Origin of the sequence: Candidatus Tumulicola sp. (assembly GCA_036490475.1) — a bacterium.
Classification (GTDB): Bacteria; Vulcanimicrobiota; Vulcanimicrobiia; order Vulcanimicrobiales; family Vulcanimicrobiaceae; genus Tumulicola.
Window position 1 is genome coordinate 679,679 of sequence record DASXDT010000005.1, and the last position, 20,889, is coordinate 700,567.

A 20,889-nucleotide genomic window follows, 5' to 3' on the forward strand; every position below is an offset into this window, starting at 1 on the left:
AAAGCACCCATCGCAGGTTGAGCGATTCGACCGAAATGCGCGAGAACTCAAACCGCGGCAATCGCTTGATGTCGGCGACGATCGCCGTCATCGCGGTGCTCGCCGCGCTCGGCACGCTGTTCGCGCATCATCGCTCGATCGAGGCGCTCACCTCGAAAAACCAGGCTATTCTTTTGCAAGCGCGCGCCTCGGATGCATACGCGAAATACGAAGCGAGAGTGGTCCGGTCCCAAATCGCACAAACGCTGGTCGCCGCAAACGTGATCGGCACGGCGGCCGGCAAACGGCAGTTGCAAATCATCGCCGATTCCGAACGCACGAGTTCTGCCGACGTCCTCGTCAAAGCGCAGACGCTCGAAAAGCAATCCGAAGACAAGGACGTGGAATCCGAGCACGTCCTTCGATCGTACGAAACACTCCAGACCGCTACGACCTTCTTCGACATTTCGATCGTACTCGTTTCGATCTCGACGCTCGTAGCGACGCGCGGTTTCTTCAACGCGGCCTGCGCGATGAGCGTCATCGGCATCGTTTTGATGATCGTCGGCTTCCGGCCGTGAAGTCGCGCGCGCTGCCGGCGGCGGCGGTCGCGGTACTGGTGGTTTGCACCGCAATGGTTTGGCGCCCGGCACCCGTTTCGCGCGCGGTCGGATCGATCGCGACGGCTCGGTGGCCTTATCTGCCCGGCAGCAGGGTTCCAATTGCAGTCGATGGATTCGCCGCTCCGTATCTCGTTCGTTTACTCGGAGACGGCAGCTTAGACGACGCCGGAACCTACGCAGTTCCCGACGACGCGAGGGCCGATGCGGCGACGTTGATCGCCGGTAACGCGGCCGGCATCGCGGCAACCACAATCTCCCTCGCCTCGCCGCCTCCACCGGAACGGGTCGAACTCGCGGTAGCCAGCTACGATGCGGGCATCGTCCTTCACCGTGCCGACAACTTCGCCGTCGACGGCGTCCTCGCAATCGGAGGTTCGCCCGGCGACACCGCAGCCAACGCAAACCGATTGTTCGCAGTCGACACGCAGGGCGACCGGTTGACGGTCGTCGCGCGCAGCCCGTGGACCGTTACGCGAAACGCCGGCGTGCCGCTCGGCGATCAGATTGCGCTGGATACAAGCGGCGACGCATTCGTCACCAATCGCGAATTGGGTGGACGCGGCGGATTGACGCGCGTCACCCCCGGCGGGTCGGTGTCGAGCGTGGTGACCGGACAAACTGCCGAAGGCGTGGCCGTCGACTCGATTCACAACCTCGTCTACGTAGCGAATGCCAACGACGGAACGGTTGCGGTGGTCGGAGCCCAATCGATGCGCGTGGTTCGCCGCTTCCAAGCCGCCGATCGTGCGTTTTCGCTCGCCCTCAACGACGATGCAACGCGCCTGTACGTCGTCGCGAATCAGAGCGCGGATCCGCCGTTCTCGACTCCCGGCTACGTCGCATCGTTCGACCTGCGGCACTGGCCGCCGCGACGGGTGGCGCGCAGCGCGAACCTCGCGTTTCCGCTGGGCGTCGCGTACGATGCAGCTCGCAAACGCGCGTTCGTTACCGACGAGAGCGCCGACGTCGTGTACGTGCTAAATGCGACGACCTTACGATCGCAGCGCGCGCCGCTGTCAACCTGTCATACTCCGTGGAAACCGTACCTGGACGCGATTAGCCGGCGGTTGTACGTTCCGTGCGCGCGTTCGTCGCAAGTCGACGCGTTCGATACCACGACGTTACGGCGCGTTCCCGGAGCGCCGTTCGACACCGGCGGCTATCCGCTGGCCGTCACGGTGATGCGTCCGGCGTCACACGGCGGCGCGTGAACCAACGCTGGGCGCGGGCGATGACGCTCGCCGCATCGCTGGCCGTCGTTCCGTGCGCGGGACGCGCGGCCGACGTTCCCGCGCTGCTCGCTCCGCCTGGCCCGTTTCCTGCGATCGCAGCGCAGGCTCCGACGATCGAAACGGTCGCGCCCGGCGTCATATACGCAGAATATCTGCTGCAAACGGCGGCCGGCCCGCTCGCGATTCACGTCGTGTCGATCGACTCGCGTCGCAGCGACGTTCGAGTGGCCGAAGTGCAAGCGCGCGACGCCTTAGAGTCGCACGGCGAAACCGTCGGATCGATGTCGAAACGCACGGGTGCCGTCGCTGGCATTAACGGCGATTATTTCGACATCGGAAATACGTACCGGCCGACCAACGTGGTCGTGCGCGACGGGGCGTTGCTGTCGATGCCGCGCAAACGCTACGCGCTGGCGATCGAACGCAACGGAAGTCCGCAAATCGTCGAGTTCACGTTCACCGGAACGGTGACGGTGGGCTCTAGCCAGCTTCCGCTCGCGTCGGTTAACGAGTTGCCCGTTCCGGGGGGTGGTGCGGGATTGCTCACGCCCGAATTCGGCGCGGTTCCGCCCGAAGATAATCTCACGCTCGTCGCCCTGTCGCCGCTATCCGGCGGGGCCTCTCCGTCGCAGTTTCGCGTTCTGTCGGTGGCCGACAATCTCAATCGCCAACCCGCCGGCTACTACTTAGCGGTCGGTGCCAACGCGTATGGATCGTTCGATCTACCGTCCGCCGGCGACACCGCGACGGTCGACGGAGATCTGTCGCCGTTCGGCATCAAGTCCCTGATAACGGCAATCGGAGGCGGCCCGTTGATTCTGCATCAAGGACAGTGGTACGACGATCCGGACGGTCCGCGCGGCGGCGAATACGACAAGCGCATTCCGAGTTCGGGCGCGGCCGTCACGCCCGACGGACGGCTGCTGTTGATCGAAGTCGACGGCCGGCATCCAGCGTCGAGCGTTGGCCTCACGCGTCGCGAATTTGCGGCGCTGATGCGCGGACTCGGCGCATCCGAAGGGTTGGCGTTCGATGGAGGCGGCTCGTCGACCGAAGTAGTGCGGCGGCTCGGCGACGTGCAAGCCGAAGTCGTTAATACACCATCGGACGGCATCGAACGACCGGTCGGAAACGGATTGTTCGTGTACAGCACCGATCCGGTCGGGCCGGCGGTACGAATCGTCGCGCGGCCGGGCATCGTGCGCGCGTTGCCGGGAGCACAGGTGGCGTTGCGTATCGCATCCGTCGACGCTGCCAATCACGTGGCTGGTTCGCCCAACACGGCGACTGCGACGGTCGATCCGCCGGCGCTCGGACGAATAGACCGAGGACGCTTCGTCGCGGCACGTGCCGGCCACGGACGGATCGTGCTTCGCGATGGCGCGCTTCACGGCGAAGTGCCGGTAGAGGTGTGGGGCGCTGCGAGCGCCGTCACGATTCTGCCACGCATCGCCAACGTCGATCGCGGCGAATCGATCGATCTGTCGGCGGTCGCGGTCGACGCCCGCGGCTACGCCCTGGCGGCTCCGGCGGCGCTGCATTGGTCGGCAACGTCGGGCCGCGTCGATTCGCTCGGCCGTTTCGTCGCCGGCACCGGCAACGCTGACGTATCGGTCGAAATCGGCGGCGTCAAGACGATGGCACGGGTCACCGTCGGTTCTCACGGGGTCGACCTCGGCTTCGCGCAGCGCGCGCGGTTTATGACGATTCCGCACGGCGGACCCGGCAGTCTCACGCGTGGGCCGTGCGCGACGTGCGTCGCGCTCGATTACACGTTCGGCCCAGGCGAACGTGCCGCATACGCCACGGCCGGTGCGGCGTTGCCGCCCGGATCGATCGGCTTATCGTTCGACGTTCTCGACGACGGCAGCGGCGGCCGCGTACGAGTCGCCGTGCGCAACTCGATCAACGAAACGAGTCTGCTCGACGCCACGCCGCTCGGATCGCCCGGCTGGCGCAGGGTCGTCGTCCGATTCGGCACCGACAGCGTCGCCCCGACGCAGCTCGTCGCCATCTACGTGCTGCCGCCGAAAGGCCTGCAGCTCGCTTCCGGTCGAATCGTCCTGCGCAACGTCCGCGCTATCGTCGCTGGACAGTAAGGATATCTCGTGGAATTTGAAACGGCCGCGGGCCGCGCGCTGGATACTGCGGTCGCGCGCGGTGCGGAATATGCCGACACGCGCTTCGAGGTCGATCGCGCCGAACGTATCGAGGTGCGCAACGGCGTCGTCGCGACGCTGTCCGACGCGACCAGCACCGGAATGGGCGTGCGCGCGCTACTCGATGGCTCGTGGGGGTTTGCGGCAACGTCGGATTTGACCGACGCGGGTATCGACGCGGCGGCCGCACGCGCGGTCGACGTCGCTCGAGCCGGCGCCGCCATCGCGCGACGTCGCGTCGGAGCGGCACCCACTCGCGCGTACCAAGATACGTTCGAAGCCCGCATCGAGCGCGACCCACAAGACGTTCCGCTGGGCGAACGCGTGGCGCTGCTGCTCGAAGCCGAACGGCTGCTGCACGGTCCGGCGGGCGTCGCGGTCGGACGCGCGTGGCTCGATCTGTGGCGCACCGACAAGTATTTCTTCAGCACGATCGGTTCGCGGATCGCACAGCGGTTGCGGCAAACCGGTTCCGGCATCGAGGCGATGGCCGTCGGCGACGGCGACGTGCAGGTGCGCACCTATCCGGGCGACGTCGGCCTGTATCAGTCTGGCGGTTGGGAAATCGTCGAGGCCGCACGATTGATCGACGAGGCACCTCGCATCGCCCAGGAAGCCTCCGAACTGCTGCGCGCTCCGCAATGTCCGTCCGGTGTGTTCGACATCATCCTCGGCAGTTCGCAGATGTCGCTGCAGATTCACGAATCGTGCGGGCATCCGGCCGAGCTCGACCGCGTGATGGGTTGGGAAGCAAACTTTTCCGGAACGAGCTTTCTCGAGATCGACCAGCTCGACAAATTACAATATGGCTCGGAGCGGGTGACGATCGAAATCGACAATACGCTCGACCGCGGCATGGCGACGTGCGGCTACGACGACGAGGGCACCCGTTCGATTCGTTCCGACATCGTGCGCGATGGCGTCTTGGCCGGATACGAAATGAGCAACGATACGGCGCGCGCGATCGGCCGCGAAAGCAACGCCTGCGTGCGTGCCTCGGGTTGGTCGAGCGTTCCGATGATTCGCATGTGCAATCTGAGTTTGCGTCCGGGTAACGTTCCGTTCGACAATTTATTCGACGACGTGAAAGACGGCATCTACATGGAGAGTAACCGCTCGTGGTCGATCGACGATCGCCGGCTCAACTTCCAATTTGGATGCGAGATGGGGTGGGAGATCAAGAACGGGAAGCGCGGCAGGTTGCTGAAAAATCCCACGTACGGCGGCGTGACCCCGAATTTTTGGAACTCGTGCGACGCGATCGGCGACGCACGCTCGTGGTTCGCGTGGGGAACGCCGAACTGCGGAAAGGGCGAGCCGATGCAAACCGGCCGCACCACGCAAGCGGCAGCGGCGGCACGTTTCCGCGGGGTCGATGTAGGAGTGGGTTACCGTGGATAGTCCGACGATGCAGGCCGCGCAGCGCGAAGCGCTCGCCAAACGAATCCTAGCGCTTTCGAGTGCCGACCGTACCGAAGTCCTAGTTTCGGCCGGCGATGCCGCGCTGACGCGTTTCACGCACGAGGTGTCCAATCAAAATCTTGCCGTGGAAAACGTCGACGTGTCGGTTCGTGCCGTCGTCGACAATCGCACCGGCGTCGCACAAACCAATCGCTTAGACGACGCGTCCTTGCGATCTGCGGTAGCGCGCGCGGTCGAGATGGCCAAGTTGTCGCCGCCGGATCCGCTTACGCCCGATCTGCCCGGGCCGTCGGCGTACGCACCGGTCGACGGCGCATACGACGCAGCGACGGCCGTCGCGGGAGCCAACGTCCGTGCCGGAATGTGCTCGCCGGTGTTCGCCGCCGCCGAATCCGCCGAATGCTGGTCCGCCGGCTACGCGTCGACGTCGACGAGCGGTTTGACCGTCGCCAACACGTCGGGCGGCGTCGCGTCGTTCGACGGCACCGACGCCGCACTGAACGTAAAGATGACGGCATCCGATTCCACCGGCTTCGCCGAAGGGTATTCTTCGGCAGCCGGTTCGATCGACGCCGCTGCGGTGGCCCGCACCGCTGCCGAAAAAGCGCGCGGCACGGCGAATCCGTCGTCGGTCGATCCAGGCGAATGGACGGTCGTTCTCGAGCCTGCCGCCTTCGGCGAAATTTTGATCTATCTCGCCGATCACTTTTCGGCGCAGTCGTTCGACGATGGCTCGTCGTTTTGCAGCGACGGACTCGACCGTTCGTATTTCTCCGAGCAATTTACGTTGAGCGACGATTACGCACATCCGCTCGCTCCCGGCATGCCGTTCGATTTTGAAGGACAGCCTACGCAGCGTTTGTCGTTGGTCGAAAACGGCGTCGTGAAATCGATCCTCACCGACTCGTACTACGCCAAGAAACTCGATCGCGTCAACACGGGTCACGCGCTGCCGGCTCCTAACGCCTACGGGCCGCAGGCGCGCAACCTGGTCGTTGCGGGCGGATCGAAGTCGACCCGAGAGCTGATCGCGCAAACCAAACGCGGTTTGCTGATTTCGCGTTTCTGGTACATTCGCACCGTCGACCGAAAGCGCGCGATCGTTACCGGAATGACCCGCGACGGCACGTTCGCGATTGAAGACGGATGCGTCGCGCGCGGCGTACGCAACATGCGGTTTAACGTCGGTATCGTCGATCTGCTCGGCCGATGCGAATTTTCTTCCGAGCAACGGCGCACCGGCAGCTACCACTATTCGATGGTGGTTCCCACAGCCAAATTCGAACGATTCGCCTTCACGTCGGTTACCGATTTTTAAAAAGACCCCATTAGCCCGGGAGGGCCAATCCCCGGGCTAGTGGAAATGTCGCTGCCCGGTCGTTTTGCCGGGCAAGGTAAGGAGCCTATACTCTAGGTTTTTCGTACTTCCCTCGTTTGCTCTCTTTTCGAAGGAGGGGTGTCCTTTCATGAGAGAAACGCCCGTTATCGCCCTCTTCTCGATGCTCGTCGCCGGCGCGTTTATGACGCCGGTGGCCGCGCTATCGAACACAGACCCGGCCACGCCGGCCGTGCAACAGCCGGCGGCTTCGCAAGAAGCTCCCGTGGACAACTATTTCGGTCGCTTCGGCCAGTCCGTGCTCGAAATCCGCAACCGAATCGTCACGGTGCAAGGCGAGCCGGACACCGCGCTTCAGACCGCCGATGGTGTGAACTCGCTCGAACGCATCGACGACGCCGTCGTCGTTTGGAAAGCGCAATACCCACACGATCCTTGGTTAGCCGCGGTGTTGGCGCATTTGTTCGAATGCTACGTTCGAGCCGGAAAGGCCCACGGAGCGCACGCGACGGCGTTGCTCGAAGCACTGGTCACGAACTTCCCCGACTCCAAGGAAGCGGCCGAGGCATTGCGCACCTACGGACGCGCAGACCTCGCCTCCGATGCGCCCGCTACCGACCCCGTACAGCCCATAACGGTCGTGGCCGGACGCGTGGTCGATGCCACAACTTCGTTGCCGGTCGCGGGCGCCTTGGTGCTCGTTTCAGACGGCAACAGTAGCGATCCGGTCACCGCGCCGTTCACAACGACGGCAGCAGACGGCACGTTCCGCATAACCGGCGTGACGAGTCAAGGCAAGTTCGTGGTCGTCGATCCTCCGCACGGAAGCCAGTACGCTGCGTACCGCACCGCATTGGACGCTTCGGCCGCCAACCTCACCGTGAAACTCGCCGCACCATCCATCGCCACTACCGCCGTCGCAAAACCGTAAATGCGAAGTACCCCACGCCGGCGATCGCGAGCAGCGTCCCGATCCAGGTAGGTAGCAACGGCGGAGCCGACACGATCTGAATCGCCGGATATTGGAAGGCCGTCGCAGCCAGCAGTAAATTGCCCGCGCGCACGGCGGCCCCCCCGGTAGAAAGAGCGATGCCATGCGGAAGCGGTTGGCCGCGCTCGTCGTCCACTGCGAACAAGACTGCTGGTCCCGAACCGGCCGGCAAGCTGCGAACTGCAGCCGCCGCTTGCGGTGAAAACAGTACCGCTTTCACATTGCGCCGCGCCGCCGGAATCGAAAATCCGTCGAACGGAAGGTCGAGACCCGAAATATTCTGCGTCTGCGCCATCAGCAACACGGGCGACAGAAACAGCTTGCCTTCGGGCTGCGTGATCGTCAGTCGATTGCCCGAGAGATCGCGTGCGTCGACCGACACGACGTTGCGCGGTATGGCACGATACACGTACCCGCCGGCTTGGCGCGGACGATCGAGCGCCAGCGTACCGCGGGCTCGTTGCAAGACGACCGCTCCTTCTTGCGATTGCGCTCCGGTCAGCGGAAATGCGAGCCAATCGCCGGTGCCGGGCACCTTCACGCGCTGCCCCGGAGCTCCAACGATCGTTTGCGCGTCGGGTGCCAATAATCCGGACGCAACCGTCGCGACGCATGCCATACCGCTTCCCAGCACGATCGCCGCGAGCGCGACGCGCGCCCGCGCCGGCAGGTTCGAGCGCAGTCGCACGCGCGCGCGCCATGCGGCGACGATCCATACGGCAACGATTGCAACGTTGAACCAGCCGGCGTGATACGGATAGTCGTGTCCGGCAAACGCGATTTCGATCAGTGCGACCGCGCACACCGCGAGCGCGGCGACGGAAAAACTCAACGCGATCGTAACCGCGACGAAACCGCCGCTTGTAGATCCGGCAGCGTCACCGGTCCGTCGAAACCGCGCAGCACCGTGCCGTCGCGATCGATCACGATCGTGGTCGGAAGACCCAGCGCTGCATACACGCGTCCGTAGCGCTGGTCTTCATCGATCCAAATCGGAAACGAAATTCCCAAGGATCGCGCGAAGGCCGCGGCGCGTTGGGCGGACTCACCTTCGTTGACGCCGATAACCGCCACGCCGCGCGCGACGTTTTGCGCATAAAATTGCTGCAGCTCCGGCATCTCCGCCCGGCATGGCGGGCACCATGAGGCCCACAAATTCATCACCACGATCCGGCCCTTGTAGCGTTCGAGGGACACGGGTCGTCCGAAATCGTCGGAGAGTGCGACCACCGTTTCGGGTTGACCGCTCAGCGCGGTCGGACCGGCCGGCCCTTGGCCGCCGCCGCTTGGCCGAACGAACGGGGCGACGATCAGCACCGCGATAGCGGCAACCGGCACGAGCAGCCACCACAGCCAGCGTTGATTCATGCCGGGTAGACCTCGAGTCTGCGCAGCGGGGATGCTCCCTTCGACGACCGAAACCGCGGGGCGTGCCGGCCCGAATTCTCGACGGGAAAATGCTTGCCGCCGAATTGCGCGCCGAACTTGTGATGCGCACGACTGCGCTCCTCGACTCCGGAATTCATCCTCGCCTCGCCATCGTCTTCGTCGGAGAGGACGACTCGAGCCGCGCGTACGTTCGCACGTTAGCCAAGACCGGCGCCAACGCCGGAATCGACGTCGAGATTCGAAAATTGCCCGAGTCGGCAACGGTCGATGAAGTCCGAGCAGCGCTGCGCTCGTTGGGCGACGACCCGGCCGTTCACGGCGTCATGTTGCAACAACCGCTGCCGTCGAGACTTCCGATTCGCGCTATCGCCGACGCAATTCCGGCCGAAAAGGACGCCGACGGCGCGCACCCGATGAATCAGGGCCATCTCGCATTTGGAAGCGGCACGGAGTTCGTTCCGGCAACGCCGGCCGCCGTTATGTTATTGCTCGAACGCAGTCCGCATTGGCCGTTGCGCGGCAAGAACGCGGTGATGGTCGGACGTTCGATCGTGGTCGGAGCTCCGGTGGCACTGCTGATGTTGGCACAAGACGCGACGGTCACCGTTTTGCATAAAGAATCGCGCGAGCTCCAGCCGTATCTGCGCATGGCCGACGTCGTGGTCGTGGCCGCCGGCGTTCCCGGTCTCATCAAGGGATCGGATTTGCTCGCGGGCGCGACGGTCATCGACGTCGGCACGACCATGGTAGACGGCGCGTTAAGAGGCGATGTCGATTTCGATTCCGCCGTCGAAGTCGCCGGCGCCATTACCCCGGTACCGGGCGGCGTCGGGCCGGTTACGAACGTCGCGTTGCTTCGAAACGTCGTGAAGAGCGCCGAACGAATGAACGGCACGGACCTCTAACTGCGCGAAAAATACTTTCCGAAGTAGCGCTCTTGATCGCGACGGAAGGCGTCGCCGGCGGGCTCGGGTGGCCGTTTGTCGCGGGTCGAGCGCAGTTCGGGTAACGCGGTTTGCAGCAAATGACGTTCGGCCAACAGGCGTTCTTTGGTGGTCGGTAGTTCGAGCAATCGCTGTTTTACGTGTGCCGTCGCCGACAGCGCGTCGGCTATGAAAAACGACGCTTCGGTCGCATCGTCGGGAACGGCAGCCACCAACCCGGTATCCGGAAGATCGTCGGCCATGCGCACGTATTCTTCAAATAGCACCCGCACGCGGCTGCACTCGTCGTCCACCGCTTGTATTCCGTCGCCCAGTTCGTCGCCGATCGATCGCACTTCGCCGATCAGAAACGGACGGCGCGCGACGATTTCGTCGATGCGAAAACGATCGCGTCCGACGGCTGTAACGTACGAACGCCCTTGCGTTAACGCCGTTACGCCGACAATTTCAGCCACGCAACCGACGTGGCGTGGTATCACGTCGACGTCACCGGCTTCGGCGCCCTCGGCAATGAGCGCCACGCCGAAGCCTTCGCCGCCGGCGACGCACTCGGAAATCATCCGCTTGTAGCGTTCTTCGAAAACGTGCAGGTTCAACACGGAACCGGGAAACAGCACCGCGTTGAGCGGGAATAGCCGCAGACGGCTCGTCATCGCCGCAACTTCGGGGAGGGCGCGTTTCATTCCCGGCCAACATCCGGGCGATGGAGCAGACGACGCGCTACCTGGAAACGGCACATCGGCGTCCGCATCCGCTTTTGCTCGAGCTAGAGCAGCGTAGCCGCCAAGACGGCATCGCGCTCGTATCGCGCGAAACGGGCCGGCTGCTTTCGACCATCACCCACGCGATGCAGGCGAGCCGGATCCTCGAAATCGGAACTGGATATGGCTATGCAACCCTCTGGATGGCCCTCGCGCAACCTCGCATGGGGAAAATCTGGACGATCGACCCAGACACGCGCCGTACGGACTTGGCACGTTCCTATTTCAGACGCGCCGAAGAAGATGACTTTATCGAAATCTTCAACACGCCGTCGCTGGAGCTGCTCGAGAATTTCTCGCATCGCAACTTAGACATGGTGTTTGTCGACGCCCCGCTCGATCAATACGAGTCGTACCTCGACTTGATCGTTCCGATGCTCAAACTTTCCGGCCTTGCGATCTTTAACGGCTGTTTGCTCGGCGGCCGGGTGGCCGACGAGGACGACGACGCGCCCGACGTCTTGGTTGCGCGAGCGTTCAACGAGCGTTTTCTCGATCATCCGGAGTTAGACGCCACGTTGCTGACCGTCGGCGACGGTACGGCGATCGGCGCACGCAAACAATGACCGCCGGGGCCGAATTCCGCGCGGCCATGCGTCACGTTCCGAGCTCGGTCACCGTGGTCACGAGTTTACGCGATGGAGAGCCACGCGGCCTGACGCTGACGTCGTTCGCCAGCGTTTCGGTCGACCCGCCGGCGTTGCTGGTGTGCGTCAATCGCGAGGCGCGCAGCTATCTCTACATTTCCGAATCGAAAGTTTTTTGCGTCAACGTTTTGTCGGGCGAGCAGCGCCACATCGGAGAGCATTTTGCCGGTAAAGTGCGCGATCGCCAATTCGAAACGATCGAGTACGGCGTGGACGCCACCGGCGCACCGGTCTTAGCCAACGCTATCGCGCATTTCGATTGCCGCGTGCTCGAAGAGCATCACGTGGGGTCGCATTCGATCTTTGTAGGCGCCGTCGTATCGTGCTCGGCCCGCACCGGCTCTCCGCTGGGCTATTTCGACGGCGGCTATCGAGATTTCGGAATTCGCGTCGAGTGATTCGCGAAACGTTTGCCGTCGGTCCGCTGGATTGCAACTGCACGATCTTGGCCGACGAACGCAGCGGCGAAGCGATCGTCGTCGATGGTGGGGATGGCGTCGACGAGGTCGTCGCCCGCCTCAATAAACGCGGTTGGCGCGCGCAGTTTTTGCTGCACACGCACGCACACATCGATCACATCGGCGATCTCGGCCTTCTGCGGGAATCGACGGGTGCGAAAGGATTCTTGCATCCGGCCGATCTGCCGCTGTATCAAGCCATTGGGGAGCAAGCCGGCTGGATCGGTTTATCGGTCGCTCCGGCGGTCGTGCCGCTCGATGGAAAGTTGCACGACGGTCAGATCGTGGAGACCGGTGATTTTCGCGTCGGCGTGCTGCATACGCCCGGACATACGCCGGGAAGCGTCTGCTTCTCGATCGGCAACCGCGACGAAGCGACGTTGCTCACCGGCGACACGTTGTTCGCCGGTTCGATCGGACGCTGGGATTTAGGTGGCACTTCGATGGGCGACATCGTTTCGTCGATCCATCGCAAGTTGATGCCGTATCACGACGCGACGCTGGTGGTACCGGGCCACGGTCCGTTCACCACCGTGGGAACGGAGCGGGCGCACAACCCGTACCTCGCTTCGCGTTAATGCAGCTTGATCAGCAGTTTTTCATCCGGCACCGCGGCAACCACGGGCCCTGACGCCGGTTCGATCGCGCGAGCCGGTAACGACGACAGATCTTCGATGGCACCCGACGCGATTTTCGCACGGTAGTCGTCGATCGCCACGTGCAGCGCCTCGAGCGCGCGCTGCGGATAGTCTTTTTTCTTTTCCGGATAACCGTCGAGCTCGGCCTCGACCTGCTCGCCCGTAATCGCCGACGCTCCGTCGATCGTTTTACCGCGAGCCAGATCGACCACGAGACTGCACGTCGCGGTTCCGAATCCGCACCCGGTGGTGAAATACGAAATATCCTCGATCACCGCGCCCGGACCGACCTTCAGGAAAAAGTTATACATGTCGCCGCACGAGTCGCTAAAATACTCGCCGCTGGCGGTCGGATTTTCCATCGTGCGGAATCCGCTGCGTTCTTCGACCAAGCGCTGAAATTTCGGAAAGTCCATGATCCTCTTTCGACTACGGTTTTACGACTGCGGTTTCATTTCGAAGCGACACTCTTTGTCGCCGCGCGCCAGCGACTCCGTTTGTTCGGGCGCGCAGCCGACGGTTTCGTCGATGACGCGATGGATGACCCGGCACATCTGCGGATGCTCGCGAGCGACGCTGGTGTACGGGCAGGTATGTTCGTGCAAGGCGAAACCGCCCTCGATCGGCGTGTAATCGACCACGACGCCGTCCTCACGCAGCATATCTGTGAGCTGCGCGAGGCGGCCCTCCAGCGAGGGAGCGTTAACGTGCCGTCGCGCCCGTTCGACCGCTCGCTCGGACAGGCCGTCGAAGATACTGTCGATCGCCGGCGGACCGAACTGATCGCGCACCTCGCGCAGCACCGCCGACAACATGCGGCCGTGCGATTGCGGAAACAGCTCGGCGGCTCGATCCGTCAGCGAGAATTCCAACGTCGGCTTGGTGGGCCCTCGCCGTACGGCTTTCTCTTCGACCAAGCCGTCGCGTTCCAAGAGCACGAGTTGCTGGCGCACGGCGTTCGACGACAAGGCTAGCGAGGCGGCCAGATCTCCGGCCGAAGCCGTACTCCGGCGCCGCAGTTCCGTCACGATCCGTCCACGGGTTGACGAGAAAAACCGGCTGTCGTGCATCGACGCAATCGTACCACGCACCCGGCAGATAGTAAAGTTTCTCCTTGACTTTCTATGGAAGGCTGGGTACGATTACGCGTGCGCACTGCGCCCACACTACTGAGGAGGAACACTGGGTGTCCGACCGGGGCTTACGTATTGCCGATCTGCACTGCAGCGTCGAGGGCAAGGAAATTCTCAAGGGGATCGACCTGGCGGTCGAGCCCGGTAACGTGCATGCCCTGATGGGTCCGAACGGCAGCGGTAAGTCTACCCTCGCGTTCGCGCTGACGGGACATCCGCATTACGACGTCACCTCCGGTACCGCGTCGCTCGACGGCGAGAATCTGCTCGAGATGTCGCCCGACAAGCGAGCGCGCGCCGGTCTCTTTCTTTCGTTCCAGTATCCAGCGGCTATTCCGGGGATCAAGGTCGCCAACTTCTTGCATGCGGCCCGTCAAGCCGTGCGTCCGGACTCGCTTGCGCCGGCCAAGTTTCGCGCGTTGCTGCTCGAAAAAATGGACGTGCTGGGCATGGATCCGGCATTCATGGGGCGGTATCTGAACGACGGTTTCTCCGGCGGTGAGAAAAAGCGACTGGAAATGCTGCAACTCGCGGTGCTCGCACCGAAATATGCCATCCTGGACGAAACGGATTCGGGTCTGGATGTCGACGCCTTGCGCGACGTATGTGCGTCGGTGCAGGCGTTGCGCCAAACCGAAGAAGGTCGCAGCGCGGGCTTTTTGATCATCACGCACTATCCGCGCATTCTGCAGTACATCGCCCCGGACGTCGTGCACGTGATGATGGATGGACGGATCGTGAAAACCGGCGGCGCCGACTTGGCGCATCGCATCGAGAGCGAAGGGTACGACACGATCCGCGAAGAGATCGGCAGCGTTGTCTAGCGCGGTGGCGCCGGCCGGCTTGACCGGGCGACTGGCCACGCTCGATCCCGCGATTCTCTCGCAAGAACGGCGACTACAAGCGTTCGAGCAGTTCTCGCAACTGCCAAGCCGGCGCGAGCGGGTGGGACGATATTGGCGCATCGATCTGGAGACGCTGTCGCCCGATCCGGCGGCCGATGTCGCAGAGTCGTCGCCGCGCATCGACAATCCGAACGCTCGCATCGTCGCCTGCGATTTGCGCGTCGCAGCGACGGAATACGCCGAAGAATTCGCTCGCGCATTCGGCATGACCGAGATCGGCTCGTCGAAGTTCGGCGCGTTGGCACGCGCCTTCGCGCAGGGCGGTGCGTTCGTGTACGTGCCACCCAACGTCGCGGCAACCGAACCGGTCGTGATCGATTTCGATTTTGCACCCGGAACCGCAGCCTTCGCGTACACCGTCGTGTACGCCGCGGCCGGCTCGGAAGTGACCGTCATCGAGCGCTTCAGCGGCGCCCCCGCTTTCGCGTGCGGCGCGACCGAAATCGTTACGGATGAGAACGCGACCGTGACCTTCGCCAACCATCAAAACTTGACGGATGCGGCGCAATGCGTGCATTCGCGTTTCGCGCGTCCCGGAAAGGACGCGACCGTGCATTGGGCGTGCGCCGACACCGGAGCGGCGCTGACGGTCGGCGAGATCGCCGTTGCGATCGAACGGGAAGGCGTCGAAGCCGGCGTTACGTCGATCTTCTTCCCTAACGGCACCCAGCACGTCGACCTTGTCGCCCGACTGGACCACACGGTCGGAAATTCCGTTTCAGATACGGTCGTGAAATCGGCCGCGATCGGTTCGGGGCAGGCTCGCTTCGTCGGCGGCATTCGCATCGCCGAACGCGCCCAAGGCAGCGACGCCGCGTTGCGTGACGACGCGTTGCTCCTGTCCGAGCGCGCGCACATCGACTCCGTGCCGGCCCTGGAGATTGCCGCCAACGACGTCAAGGCATACCACGGCGCGACGGTCGGGGCGCTCGACGGCGATCAGATTTTTTACATGCAAAGCCGCGGCATCGCGGCCGCCGACGCCGAGCGCATGATCGCGATCGCGTTCTTCGAGCCGGCGATCGAGCGCTTTCCGACCCAATCGCTCCGCAGCAGCATTCGCGACGCCATCGAGGCCAAGCTGGGATGACCGTCGCCGCCCAACATGCCGGCGTGGATCCGAAGCTTGCGCGGATTATCGCCGATTTCCCGATCCTCAAGCGTCCGACGTCGCGCGGTAAACGCTTGGTCTATCTCGACTCTGCCGCCACGTCGCAAAAGCCGCAGGTGGTGATCGACGCATTAGTCGACTACTATCAAAACTACAACGCCAACATCCATCGAGGCGTATACGAGATCGCGGAGCGCGCAACCGATGCCTACGAGTCGGCCCGCGGCAAAGTCGCGCGTTTCGTTGGCGCCGAGGCACGAGACCTCATCTGGGTCCGCAACACCACCGAGGCGATCAATCTCGTTGCATATACGTGGGGCGCGCAAAACGTGGGCCAAGGCGAAGCAGTTCTCTCCACCGAGCTCGAGCATCATTCGGATTTGATCCCATGGCAAGAACTGTGCCTCCGTAACGGCGCCGAGTTTCGCCTAATTCCGGCCGACGAACGCGGGCTACTCGTGCTCGACGATCTGGATACGTTGTTGCGCGGCTGCAAGCTCGTCGCACTCGGTCACGTCAGCAATACGCTGGGCACGGTGGCTCCGCTCGAAGAGATCGTTCGACGAGCGCACGCTGCCGGCGCGCGGGTCTTAGTCGACGGCGCGCAAGCGGTGCCGCACTTCCCCGTGGACGTACGCGCGCTCGATGTCGATTTTTACGCATTCAGCGGCCACAAGATGCTCGGTCCAACCGGTATCGGCGCCCTGTACGGCAAACGCGAGATTCTACAGTCGATGCCGCCGTTCGAGTTTGGCGGCGATATGATCCATACGGTCGCATACGATCGCGCCACGTTCGCCGAACCGCCGTGGCGCTTCGAAGCCGGAACCGGTAACATCGCCGATGCGATTGCGCTTGGTACGGCGGTCGAGTATTTGACGCGCACCGGAATGGATTGGGTTCACGAGCACGAGCGCGAGCTCACGGATTACGCACTCGAACGCTTGGCCGAATTCGAGACCCGCGGTTTGCGCATATACGGCCCGCGCGACTCGCGACTGGCGGCCGGCATCGTCTCGTTTAACTTCGCCGACATTCACGCCCACGATCTCGCGTCGATCTTGGATACCGAGGGGATCTGTATCCGCGCCGGCCACCACTGCACGATGCCGTTGATGGGCAAAATGGGTTGGTCGGCGACCGCGCGCGCCTCGTTGTATCTGTACAACACGCGCGAAGACGTCGACGCGTTAGCCGCCGGGCTCGAGAAGGCGGCCGGCGTTTTTGGAATCGCGTAACCGGCGTGGATGATTTTTACCGCGATTACATTCTCGACCACTACCGTAATCCGCGTAACTTCGGCCATCTCGAGCATCCCGACGCACGCGCATCCGACGTCAATCCGTTGTGCGGAGACGCCATCGAAATGGAACTGCGCCTGGAGGGCGGGACGGTCGCCGACGTACGATTTTCCGGGAAGGGCTGCGCTATCAGTCAGGCATCGGCATCGATGTTAACCGAATCCATCAAGGGGATGAAGCTCGAGGACGTCGCGCGTCTGTCGAAGGAAGCCGTTCTCGAGAACGTCGGCATCGGTATCAGTCCGACCAGAATGAAATGCGCGATGCTCGGCCTGCGGGTGCTCAAGAGTGCCGCCGTCGGTGAAATCGCCGGCTGGCCCGACGAAGAGTAAGCCCCCGCGCGGCGCGTTTTGACCGCATTCCTCATCTTGACCGGCGTGCGGCTCGCGTTGGCAGTAGCGGGCGCGTTCGTCGCGATCGTCCTGATCCGGCTTCCGCGCCGGAGCGGCTTCGGCTGGATCGCTCGGTACTGCATCGCGCTGGCACTACTGGCGCTTAGCGTACTGCAGATTGCGTTTGCGTTTCCGCCGCGAGCCGCATCCGCGACGGCCGTGGAAATCGTCGCTGCCGGCGCGCTGATCGCCGCGTTGGCTATCGACGAATTGATCGGTTCCGACCTTCGGCGCGCGCTCCAAGGGACGCGCCGTTAGAGGTAGCCGCCTGCCCGTAGACAACTCGACTCGTCGTGTCGCACCATCCCATCGATCAAGAGATGTGGGAAACGCTGGCCGAAGAGCCTGAGTTTCGCGCGCTTACATCGCAACGCCGCCGGTTCGTAATTCCGGCCACCATCTTCTTTATCGTCTACTATCTTACGCTGCCGCTTTCGATTGCAATCGCGCCGCAGTTTATGAGCCGCCAGTGGGGAGCGCTGTCGATCGCGTACTGGTTTGCGCTCTCGCAGTTCGCGATGGCGTGGCTGTTGATGGCAGCCTACGTAATACGCGCGCGCAAGTTCGACCTTGCCGCCGCAAAGTTGCGGCATCGCGAAATGCACGAGATCCGCGGCTAATGCACGAACCGTCGCTGGTGATGTTTGCGGTCTTCGTGGCGATCACGTTGATCGTTACGGTCTGGGCGTCGGGCTCGACGACGACACGCAAAGGCTTCTATACGGCGCACCGCCGTATCGGCGGAATTCAAAACGGTTGGGCGATTACCGGCGACTATCTTTCGGCGGCGTCGTTTTTGGGCATCACCGGCCTGATCGCATTTTACGGGTTCGACGGATTCATGTATTCCGTCGGCTGGCTCGTCGCATATCTGGCGGTGTTGTTCCTGGTAGCCGAACCGTTGCGCAACGCCGGCAAATACACCATGGCGGATCTCATATCGTTCCGGCTTCGTGGCCGGACGGTACGCGCGCTGGCCGGCGTCTCGACACTCGCGATCACGCTCTTCTACATGATCGCGCAGATGGTCGGCAGCGGTTTGATCGTTTCGTGGCTGATCCCGCAAGTGCCGGAGTGGCTAGCGATCGGCATCGTCGGAATGCTCATGGTGATTTACGTTTCGTTCGGCGGCATGCTCGCGACCACGTGGGTCCAAATTATCAAAGCCGGGTTGCTGCTCATTACGGCTGCGGTCTTAACCGTGCTGGTCTTATCGCGCTTCGGTTTTTCACTCACCCACTTTCTGCACGCCGCGTCGGCGGTCCCCACCGGAACCGGCGTTACCAATTTACTCGCTCCGGGGCTGATGTTTCACGGCACGCAGGGCGCGTGGAACATGATTTCCTTGGGGTTAGCGCTAGTACTCGGCACCGCCGGTCTTCCGCATATCCTGATGCGATTCTTCACCGTGCCGTCGGCCAAAGCGGCGCGCACGTCGGTCGCGTGGGCGATGGTGTTGGTCGGCCTGTTCTACCTGGCAACGTCATTTATTGGATTGGGCGCGGCTACGCTCGTCGGCCAGCAGCATATCGGACAACGAATGTACGCCGGACAAGCGATCGAGTATATCGCCAAGCACGCGAGCGAAGCGCACGCGCTGAACTCGCAGCTGGCGCACAACGGCTTCATCGTGCCGGTCCTCAACAATAATCTCGCCGCCCCGCTGCTGGCTGGAGAACTGGGCGGGTCGTTGCTGTCGTCGTTCGTGGCTGCGGTCGCGTTTGCGGCGATTATCGCCGTCGTTGCCGGCCTGGCTATTACCGCGTCGTCGGCCTTCGCGCACGACATTTGGTTCAATCTGGTTCGCGACGGTGAAGGCGACGAAAGAGAGCATCTCTTCATCGCACGCGCGACGGCCGTCGTGGTCGGCGTCCTCGCCGTCATGCTTTCGATCGCACTGCGCACTTACAACGTCGCGTTTCTCGTCGGCTTGGCATTCGCGGTAGCGGCCAGCGCGAACGTTCCGGTGATCTTGCTGGCGCTGTCGTGGCGCCGCTTCTCGCGCGGCGGAGCGATCGCCGGGATGTTGTGCGGGTTAGGAGTTTCGCTAGCAGCGATTCTCACGAGCCCGATCGTGCTCGGCGCGCATGCGATCTTTCCACTCGAAAACCCGGGAATCATATCGATCCCGGCCGGCTTTCTCGGGGCGTTTGCGGGTTCGTTGATCTGGCCCGACGCGGAGGCCGAGGCGCTGTTCGATCGCCTGCGCGTGCGCGCGGCGACCGGCCTCGGCGCCGAAGTTTGATTCGCTGCCGCGGGTTGCCGGCGTTAATGTTCCTTGATCGCGTAGTGATCGGTAATTTGTAAACCCGACGTGCCGGGTTCGACACTGAACGTCACCGCATACGCCCCCGCCGCCGTTTGAACTTCTGCGGCGACGTGGTAGCCGGTGCCGCTCGCGGTCGATTTGAGCGACACGACGTGCGCGGTCGAGTCCATGAATACTTCGCCCGGCGTACCGCTTGAGAGATAGGTCGTCGCCAGGGCACGATTACCGCTTGCCAACGCCGATAGGTAGGATCGTACGACGCCTGCCGCGCGTTCCGACCCATCCGGTGCGGCGGGCGCCGGCGTTGCTGCGGGCGTCGCCGTGGGTTCAACGGCCGGTCTGGAAGGAACGCCGCGGTCGGGTTGCGGCGGCGCCTCTGCAATTTGATGCACGATCGCGCTGCTGACCGGATGTGGCGAGAGCGCGACCCGCGTTGTCTGGGTAGGCGATGCTTTGGGACTCTTGGACGGCTGCGGAGAGGTCGACGGTGAGGTCGACGGTGACGCAGTGGGCGACGGCGTGGACGATGCTGTGTGCGTGGGCGATACGGCCGGGCTGGGACTCGATCGCGGGTTCAGAACCGGCTGTTCGGTCGGCACCGGCGTAACGAGCAGCGGCGTCGATTGCGCAACCGTCGTTCCCGACGATTGTTTGCCGGGTCCGCCGCCGAAAAAGTGCGCGAGCAACGCGCCCAACAGCAAACCTGCGAAGACCACGACGAGCACCAGCGGGATTAACGGCAGGCCGCCCGATTCGCGTCCCTCGTCGGAACGGCGGCGGCGACGGTAATCGCTCACGATCCGGGTGCGAGCCGTTGCGACACGGCATCATACAGCCCCCGCGGCAACACGTCGACGAGATCCGGGCGTCGCTCGACGAACACCGCTGTGCTTTCTTTCAAGAGACCGGGGCTGGAGGCGGCGTAGTCCAAAATAGCCGATACCGCGTCGGTTTCGCGGGATGCGACACGTTCGAGGGTCGTTCCAGCTTCCTCGACAACGTCCTCAGACGACTCGCCGCGATCGCGAAACGCATCGAAAATGGATTCCACGAACGCCCCGCACGCTTCGTCAGGCATGTCGGGAACGGCCGCGCGATACTCCGCCGCGAGCTCGCCGTCGTCCATTTTCGCAACAAGCTTTTCAACGGTTCCGACGAGTAGTTCGGCAGGTACGTTGCCCAGGTGGGACACGGCGGTA

General features: G+C 63.3%; 24 protein-coding genes. 17 read left to right on the forward strand and 7 right to left on the reverse strand.

What is annotated here, in order from left to right:
• Positions 1–17 precede the first annotated feature (17 nt).
• From VGF98_06795 to VGF98_06820, 6 genes are all read left to right on the forward strand, one after another.
• A complete protein-coding gene (locus tag VGF98_06795) occupies positions 18–560 on the forward strand; it encodes a DUF4337 family protein (GenBank protein ID HEY1681322.1) in 543 nt (180 codons plus the stop codon).
• Positions 557–1,813: a hypothetical protein gene (locus VGF98_06800; GenBank protein ID HEY1681323.1), complete on the forward strand. Its 1,257-nt coding sequence runs from the start codon at positions 557–559 to the stop codon at positions 1,811–1,813. Before VGF98_06795 ends, VGF98_06800 begins: the two co-directional genes overlap by 4 nt.
• Positions 1,810–3,933 (forward strand): phosphodiester glycosidase family protein, encoded by a 2,124-nt coding sequence (locus VGF98_06805; GenBank protein HEY1681324.1) that lies wholly within the window; start codon positions 1,810–1,812, stop codon positions 3,931–3,933. The genes VGF98_06800 and VGF98_06805 overlap by 4 nt, the downstream gene beginning before the upstream one ends.
• A 9-nt stretch (positions 3,934–3,942) precedes the next feature.
• Positions 3,943–5,394, forward strand: a complete 1,452-nt coding sequence (locus VGF98_06810) for a TldD/PmbA family protein (protein HEY1681325.1) — start codon at positions 3,943–3,945, stop codon at positions 5,392–5,394.
• A complete protein-coding gene (locus VGF98_06815) occupies positions 5,387–6,733 on the forward strand; it encodes a TldD/PmbA family protein (GenBank protein HEY1681326.1) in 1,347 nt (448 codons plus the stop codon). Before VGF98_06810 ends, VGF98_06815 begins: the two co-directional genes overlap by 8 nt.
• Before the next feature lie 148 nt (positions 6,734–6,881).
• Positions 6,882–7,682 carry a hypothetical protein gene (locus VGF98_06820; protein ID HEY1681327.1) on the forward strand — a complete coding sequence of 267 codons (801 nt, stop codon included), beginning with the start codon at positions 6,882–6,884 and terminating at the stop codon, positions 7,680–7,682.
• Here VGF98_06820 and VGF98_06825 read toward each other — a convergent pair.
• Positions 7,660–8,574: a hypothetical protein gene (locus VGF98_06825; GenBank protein ID HEY1681328.1), complete on the reverse strand. Its 915-nt coding sequence runs from the start codon at positions 8,572–8,574 to the stop codon at positions 7,660–7,662. The two genes, VGF98_06820 and VGF98_06825, sit on opposite strands and share 23 nt — an antisense overlap.
• Positions 8,571–9,110: a TlpA disulfide reductase family protein gene (locus VGF98_06830; protein ID HEY1681329.1), complete on the reverse strand. Its 540-nt coding sequence runs from the start codon at positions 9,108–9,110 to the stop codon at positions 8,571–8,573. The genes VGF98_06825 and VGF98_06830 overlap by 4 nt, the downstream gene beginning before the upstream one ends.
• A 62-nt stretch (positions 9,111–9,172) precedes the next feature.
• Here VGF98_06830 and VGF98_06835 point away from each other — a divergent pair, with 62 nt between their 5' ends.
• The gene (locus VGF98_06835; protein HEY1681330.1) at positions 9,173–10,036 is read left to right on the forward strand and encodes a bifunctional 5,10-methylenetetrahydrofolate dehydrogenase/5,10-methenyltetrahydrofolate cyclohydrolase; all 864 of its coding nucleotides are present in this window, start codon (positions 9,173–9,175) and stop codon (positions 10,034–10,036) included.
• On the opposite strand, the gene VGF98_06840 is transcribed toward VGF98_06835, so the two are convergent.
• Positions 10,033–10,758: an LON peptidase substrate-binding domain-containing protein gene (locus VGF98_06840; GenBank protein HEY1681331.1), complete on the reverse strand. Its 726-nt coding sequence runs from the start codon at positions 10,756–10,758 to the stop codon at positions 10,033–10,035. The two genes, VGF98_06835 and VGF98_06840, sit on opposite strands and share 4 nt — an antisense overlap.
• A 20-nt stretch (positions 10,759–10,778) precedes the next feature.
• On the opposite strand from VGF98_06840, the gene VGF98_06845 reads away from it, so the two are divergent.
• From VGF98_06845 to VGF98_06855, 3 genes are read left to right on the forward strand one after another with little or no spacing between them, the layout of a single operon-like run.
• Complete coding sequence (locus tag VGF98_06845) at positions 10,779–11,402, forward strand: O-methyltransferase (protein ID HEY1681332.1); 624 nt, start codon at positions 10,779–10,781, stop codon at positions 11,400–11,402.
• A 26-nt stretch (positions 11,403–11,428) separates the two neighbouring features.
• Positions 11,429–11,881 carry a flavin reductase family protein gene (locus VGF98_06850; protein HEY1681333.1) on the forward strand — a complete coding sequence of 151 codons (453 nt, stop codon included), beginning with the start codon at positions 11,429–11,431 and terminating at the stop codon, positions 11,879–11,881.
• Positions 11,878–12,519 carry an MBL fold metallo-hydrolase gene (locus VGF98_06855; protein HEY1681334.1) on the forward strand — a complete coding sequence of 214 codons (642 nt, stop codon included), beginning with the start codon at positions 11,878–11,880 and terminating at the stop codon, positions 12,517–12,519. The genes VGF98_06850 and VGF98_06855 overlap by 4 nt, the downstream gene beginning before the upstream one ends.
• On the opposite strand, the gene VGF98_06860 is transcribed toward VGF98_06855, so the two are convergent.
• On the reverse strand, positions 12,516–12,995 hold the full coding sequence (locus tag VGF98_06860) for an iron-sulfur cluster assembly scaffold protein (protein ID HEY1681335.1): 480 nt from the start codon (positions 12,993–12,995) through the stop codon (positions 12,516–12,518). The genes VGF98_06855 and VGF98_06860 overlap by 4 nt on opposite strands.
• 21 nt (positions 12,996–13,016) lie before the next feature.
• Positions 13,017–13,649 carry a helix-turn-helix domain-containing protein gene (locus VGF98_06865; GenBank protein ID HEY1681336.1) on the reverse strand — a complete coding sequence of 211 codons (633 nt, stop codon included), beginning with the start codon at positions 13,647–13,649 and terminating at the stop codon, positions 13,017–13,019.
• A gap of 116 nt (positions 13,650–13,765) precedes the next feature.
• Here VGF98_06865 and sufC point away from each other — a divergent pair, with 116 nt between their 5' ends.
• The 7 genes from sufC to VGF98_06900 are packed head-to-tail and all read left to right on the forward strand — an operon-like array spanning position 13,766 to position 19,666.
• Positions 13,766–14,536, forward strand: a complete 771-nt coding sequence (gene sufC, locus VGF98_06870; GenBank protein ID HEY1681337.1) for a Fe-S cluster assembly ATPase SufC — start codon at positions 13,766–13,768, stop codon at positions 14,534–14,536.
• The gene (locus VGF98_06875) at positions 14,529–15,707 is read left to right on the forward strand and encodes a SufD family Fe-S cluster assembly protein (protein HEY1681338.1); all 1,179 of its coding nucleotides are present in this window, start codon (positions 14,529–14,531) and stop codon (positions 15,705–15,707) included. Before sufC ends, VGF98_06875 begins: the two co-directional genes overlap by 8 nt.
• Positions 15,704–16,966 (forward strand): SufS family cysteine desulfurase, encoded by a 1,263-nt coding sequence (locus VGF98_06880; GenBank protein ID HEY1681339.1) that lies wholly within the window; start codon positions 15,704–15,706, stop codon positions 16,964–16,966. Before VGF98_06875 ends, VGF98_06880 begins: the two co-directional genes overlap by 4 nt.
• A 5-nt stretch (positions 16,967–16,971) precedes the next feature.
• Positions 16,972–17,361, forward strand: a complete 390-nt coding sequence (locus VGF98_06885) for an SUF system NifU family Fe-S cluster assembly protein (protein HEY1681340.1) — start codon at positions 16,972–16,974, stop codon at positions 17,359–17,361.
• Between the two features lie 18 nt (positions 17,362–17,379).
• Positions 17,380–17,679 (forward strand): hypothetical protein, encoded by a 300-nt coding sequence (locus tag VGF98_06890; GenBank protein HEY1681341.1) that lies wholly within the window; start codon positions 17,380–17,382, stop codon positions 17,677–17,679.
• Positions 17,680–17,714: 35 nt separating this feature from the next.
• The gene (locus VGF98_06895; GenBank protein ID HEY1681342.1) at positions 17,715–18,041 is read left to right on the forward strand and encodes a DUF485 domain-containing protein; all 327 of its coding nucleotides are present in this window, start codon (positions 17,715–17,717) and stop codon (positions 18,039–18,041) included.
• Positions 18,041–19,666, forward strand: coding sequence for a cation acetate symporter (locus VGF98_06900; protein ID HEY1681343.1), 1,626 nt, complete (start codon positions 18,041–18,043; stop codon positions 19,664–19,666). The genes VGF98_06895 and VGF98_06900 overlap by 1 nt, the downstream gene beginning before the upstream one ends.
• A 23-nt stretch (positions 19,667–19,689) precedes the next feature.
• Here VGF98_06900 and VGF98_06905 read toward each other — a convergent pair whose 3' ends face one another.
• Both VGF98_06905 and VGF98_06910 read right to left on the reverse strand, forming a co-directional pair.
• Positions 19,690–20,487 (reverse strand): hypothetical protein, encoded by a 798-nt coding sequence (locus VGF98_06905; protein ID HEY1681344.1) that lies wholly within the window; start codon positions 20,485–20,487, stop codon positions 19,690–19,692.
• Positions 20,484–20,882 (reverse strand): hypothetical protein, encoded by a 399-nt coding sequence (locus VGF98_06910; protein HEY1681345.1) that lies wholly within the window; start codon positions 20,880–20,882, stop codon positions 20,484–20,486. The genes VGF98_06905 and VGF98_06910 overlap by 4 nt, the downstream gene beginning before the upstream one ends.
• Between the last annotated feature and the right edge of the window lie 7 nt (positions 20,883–20,889).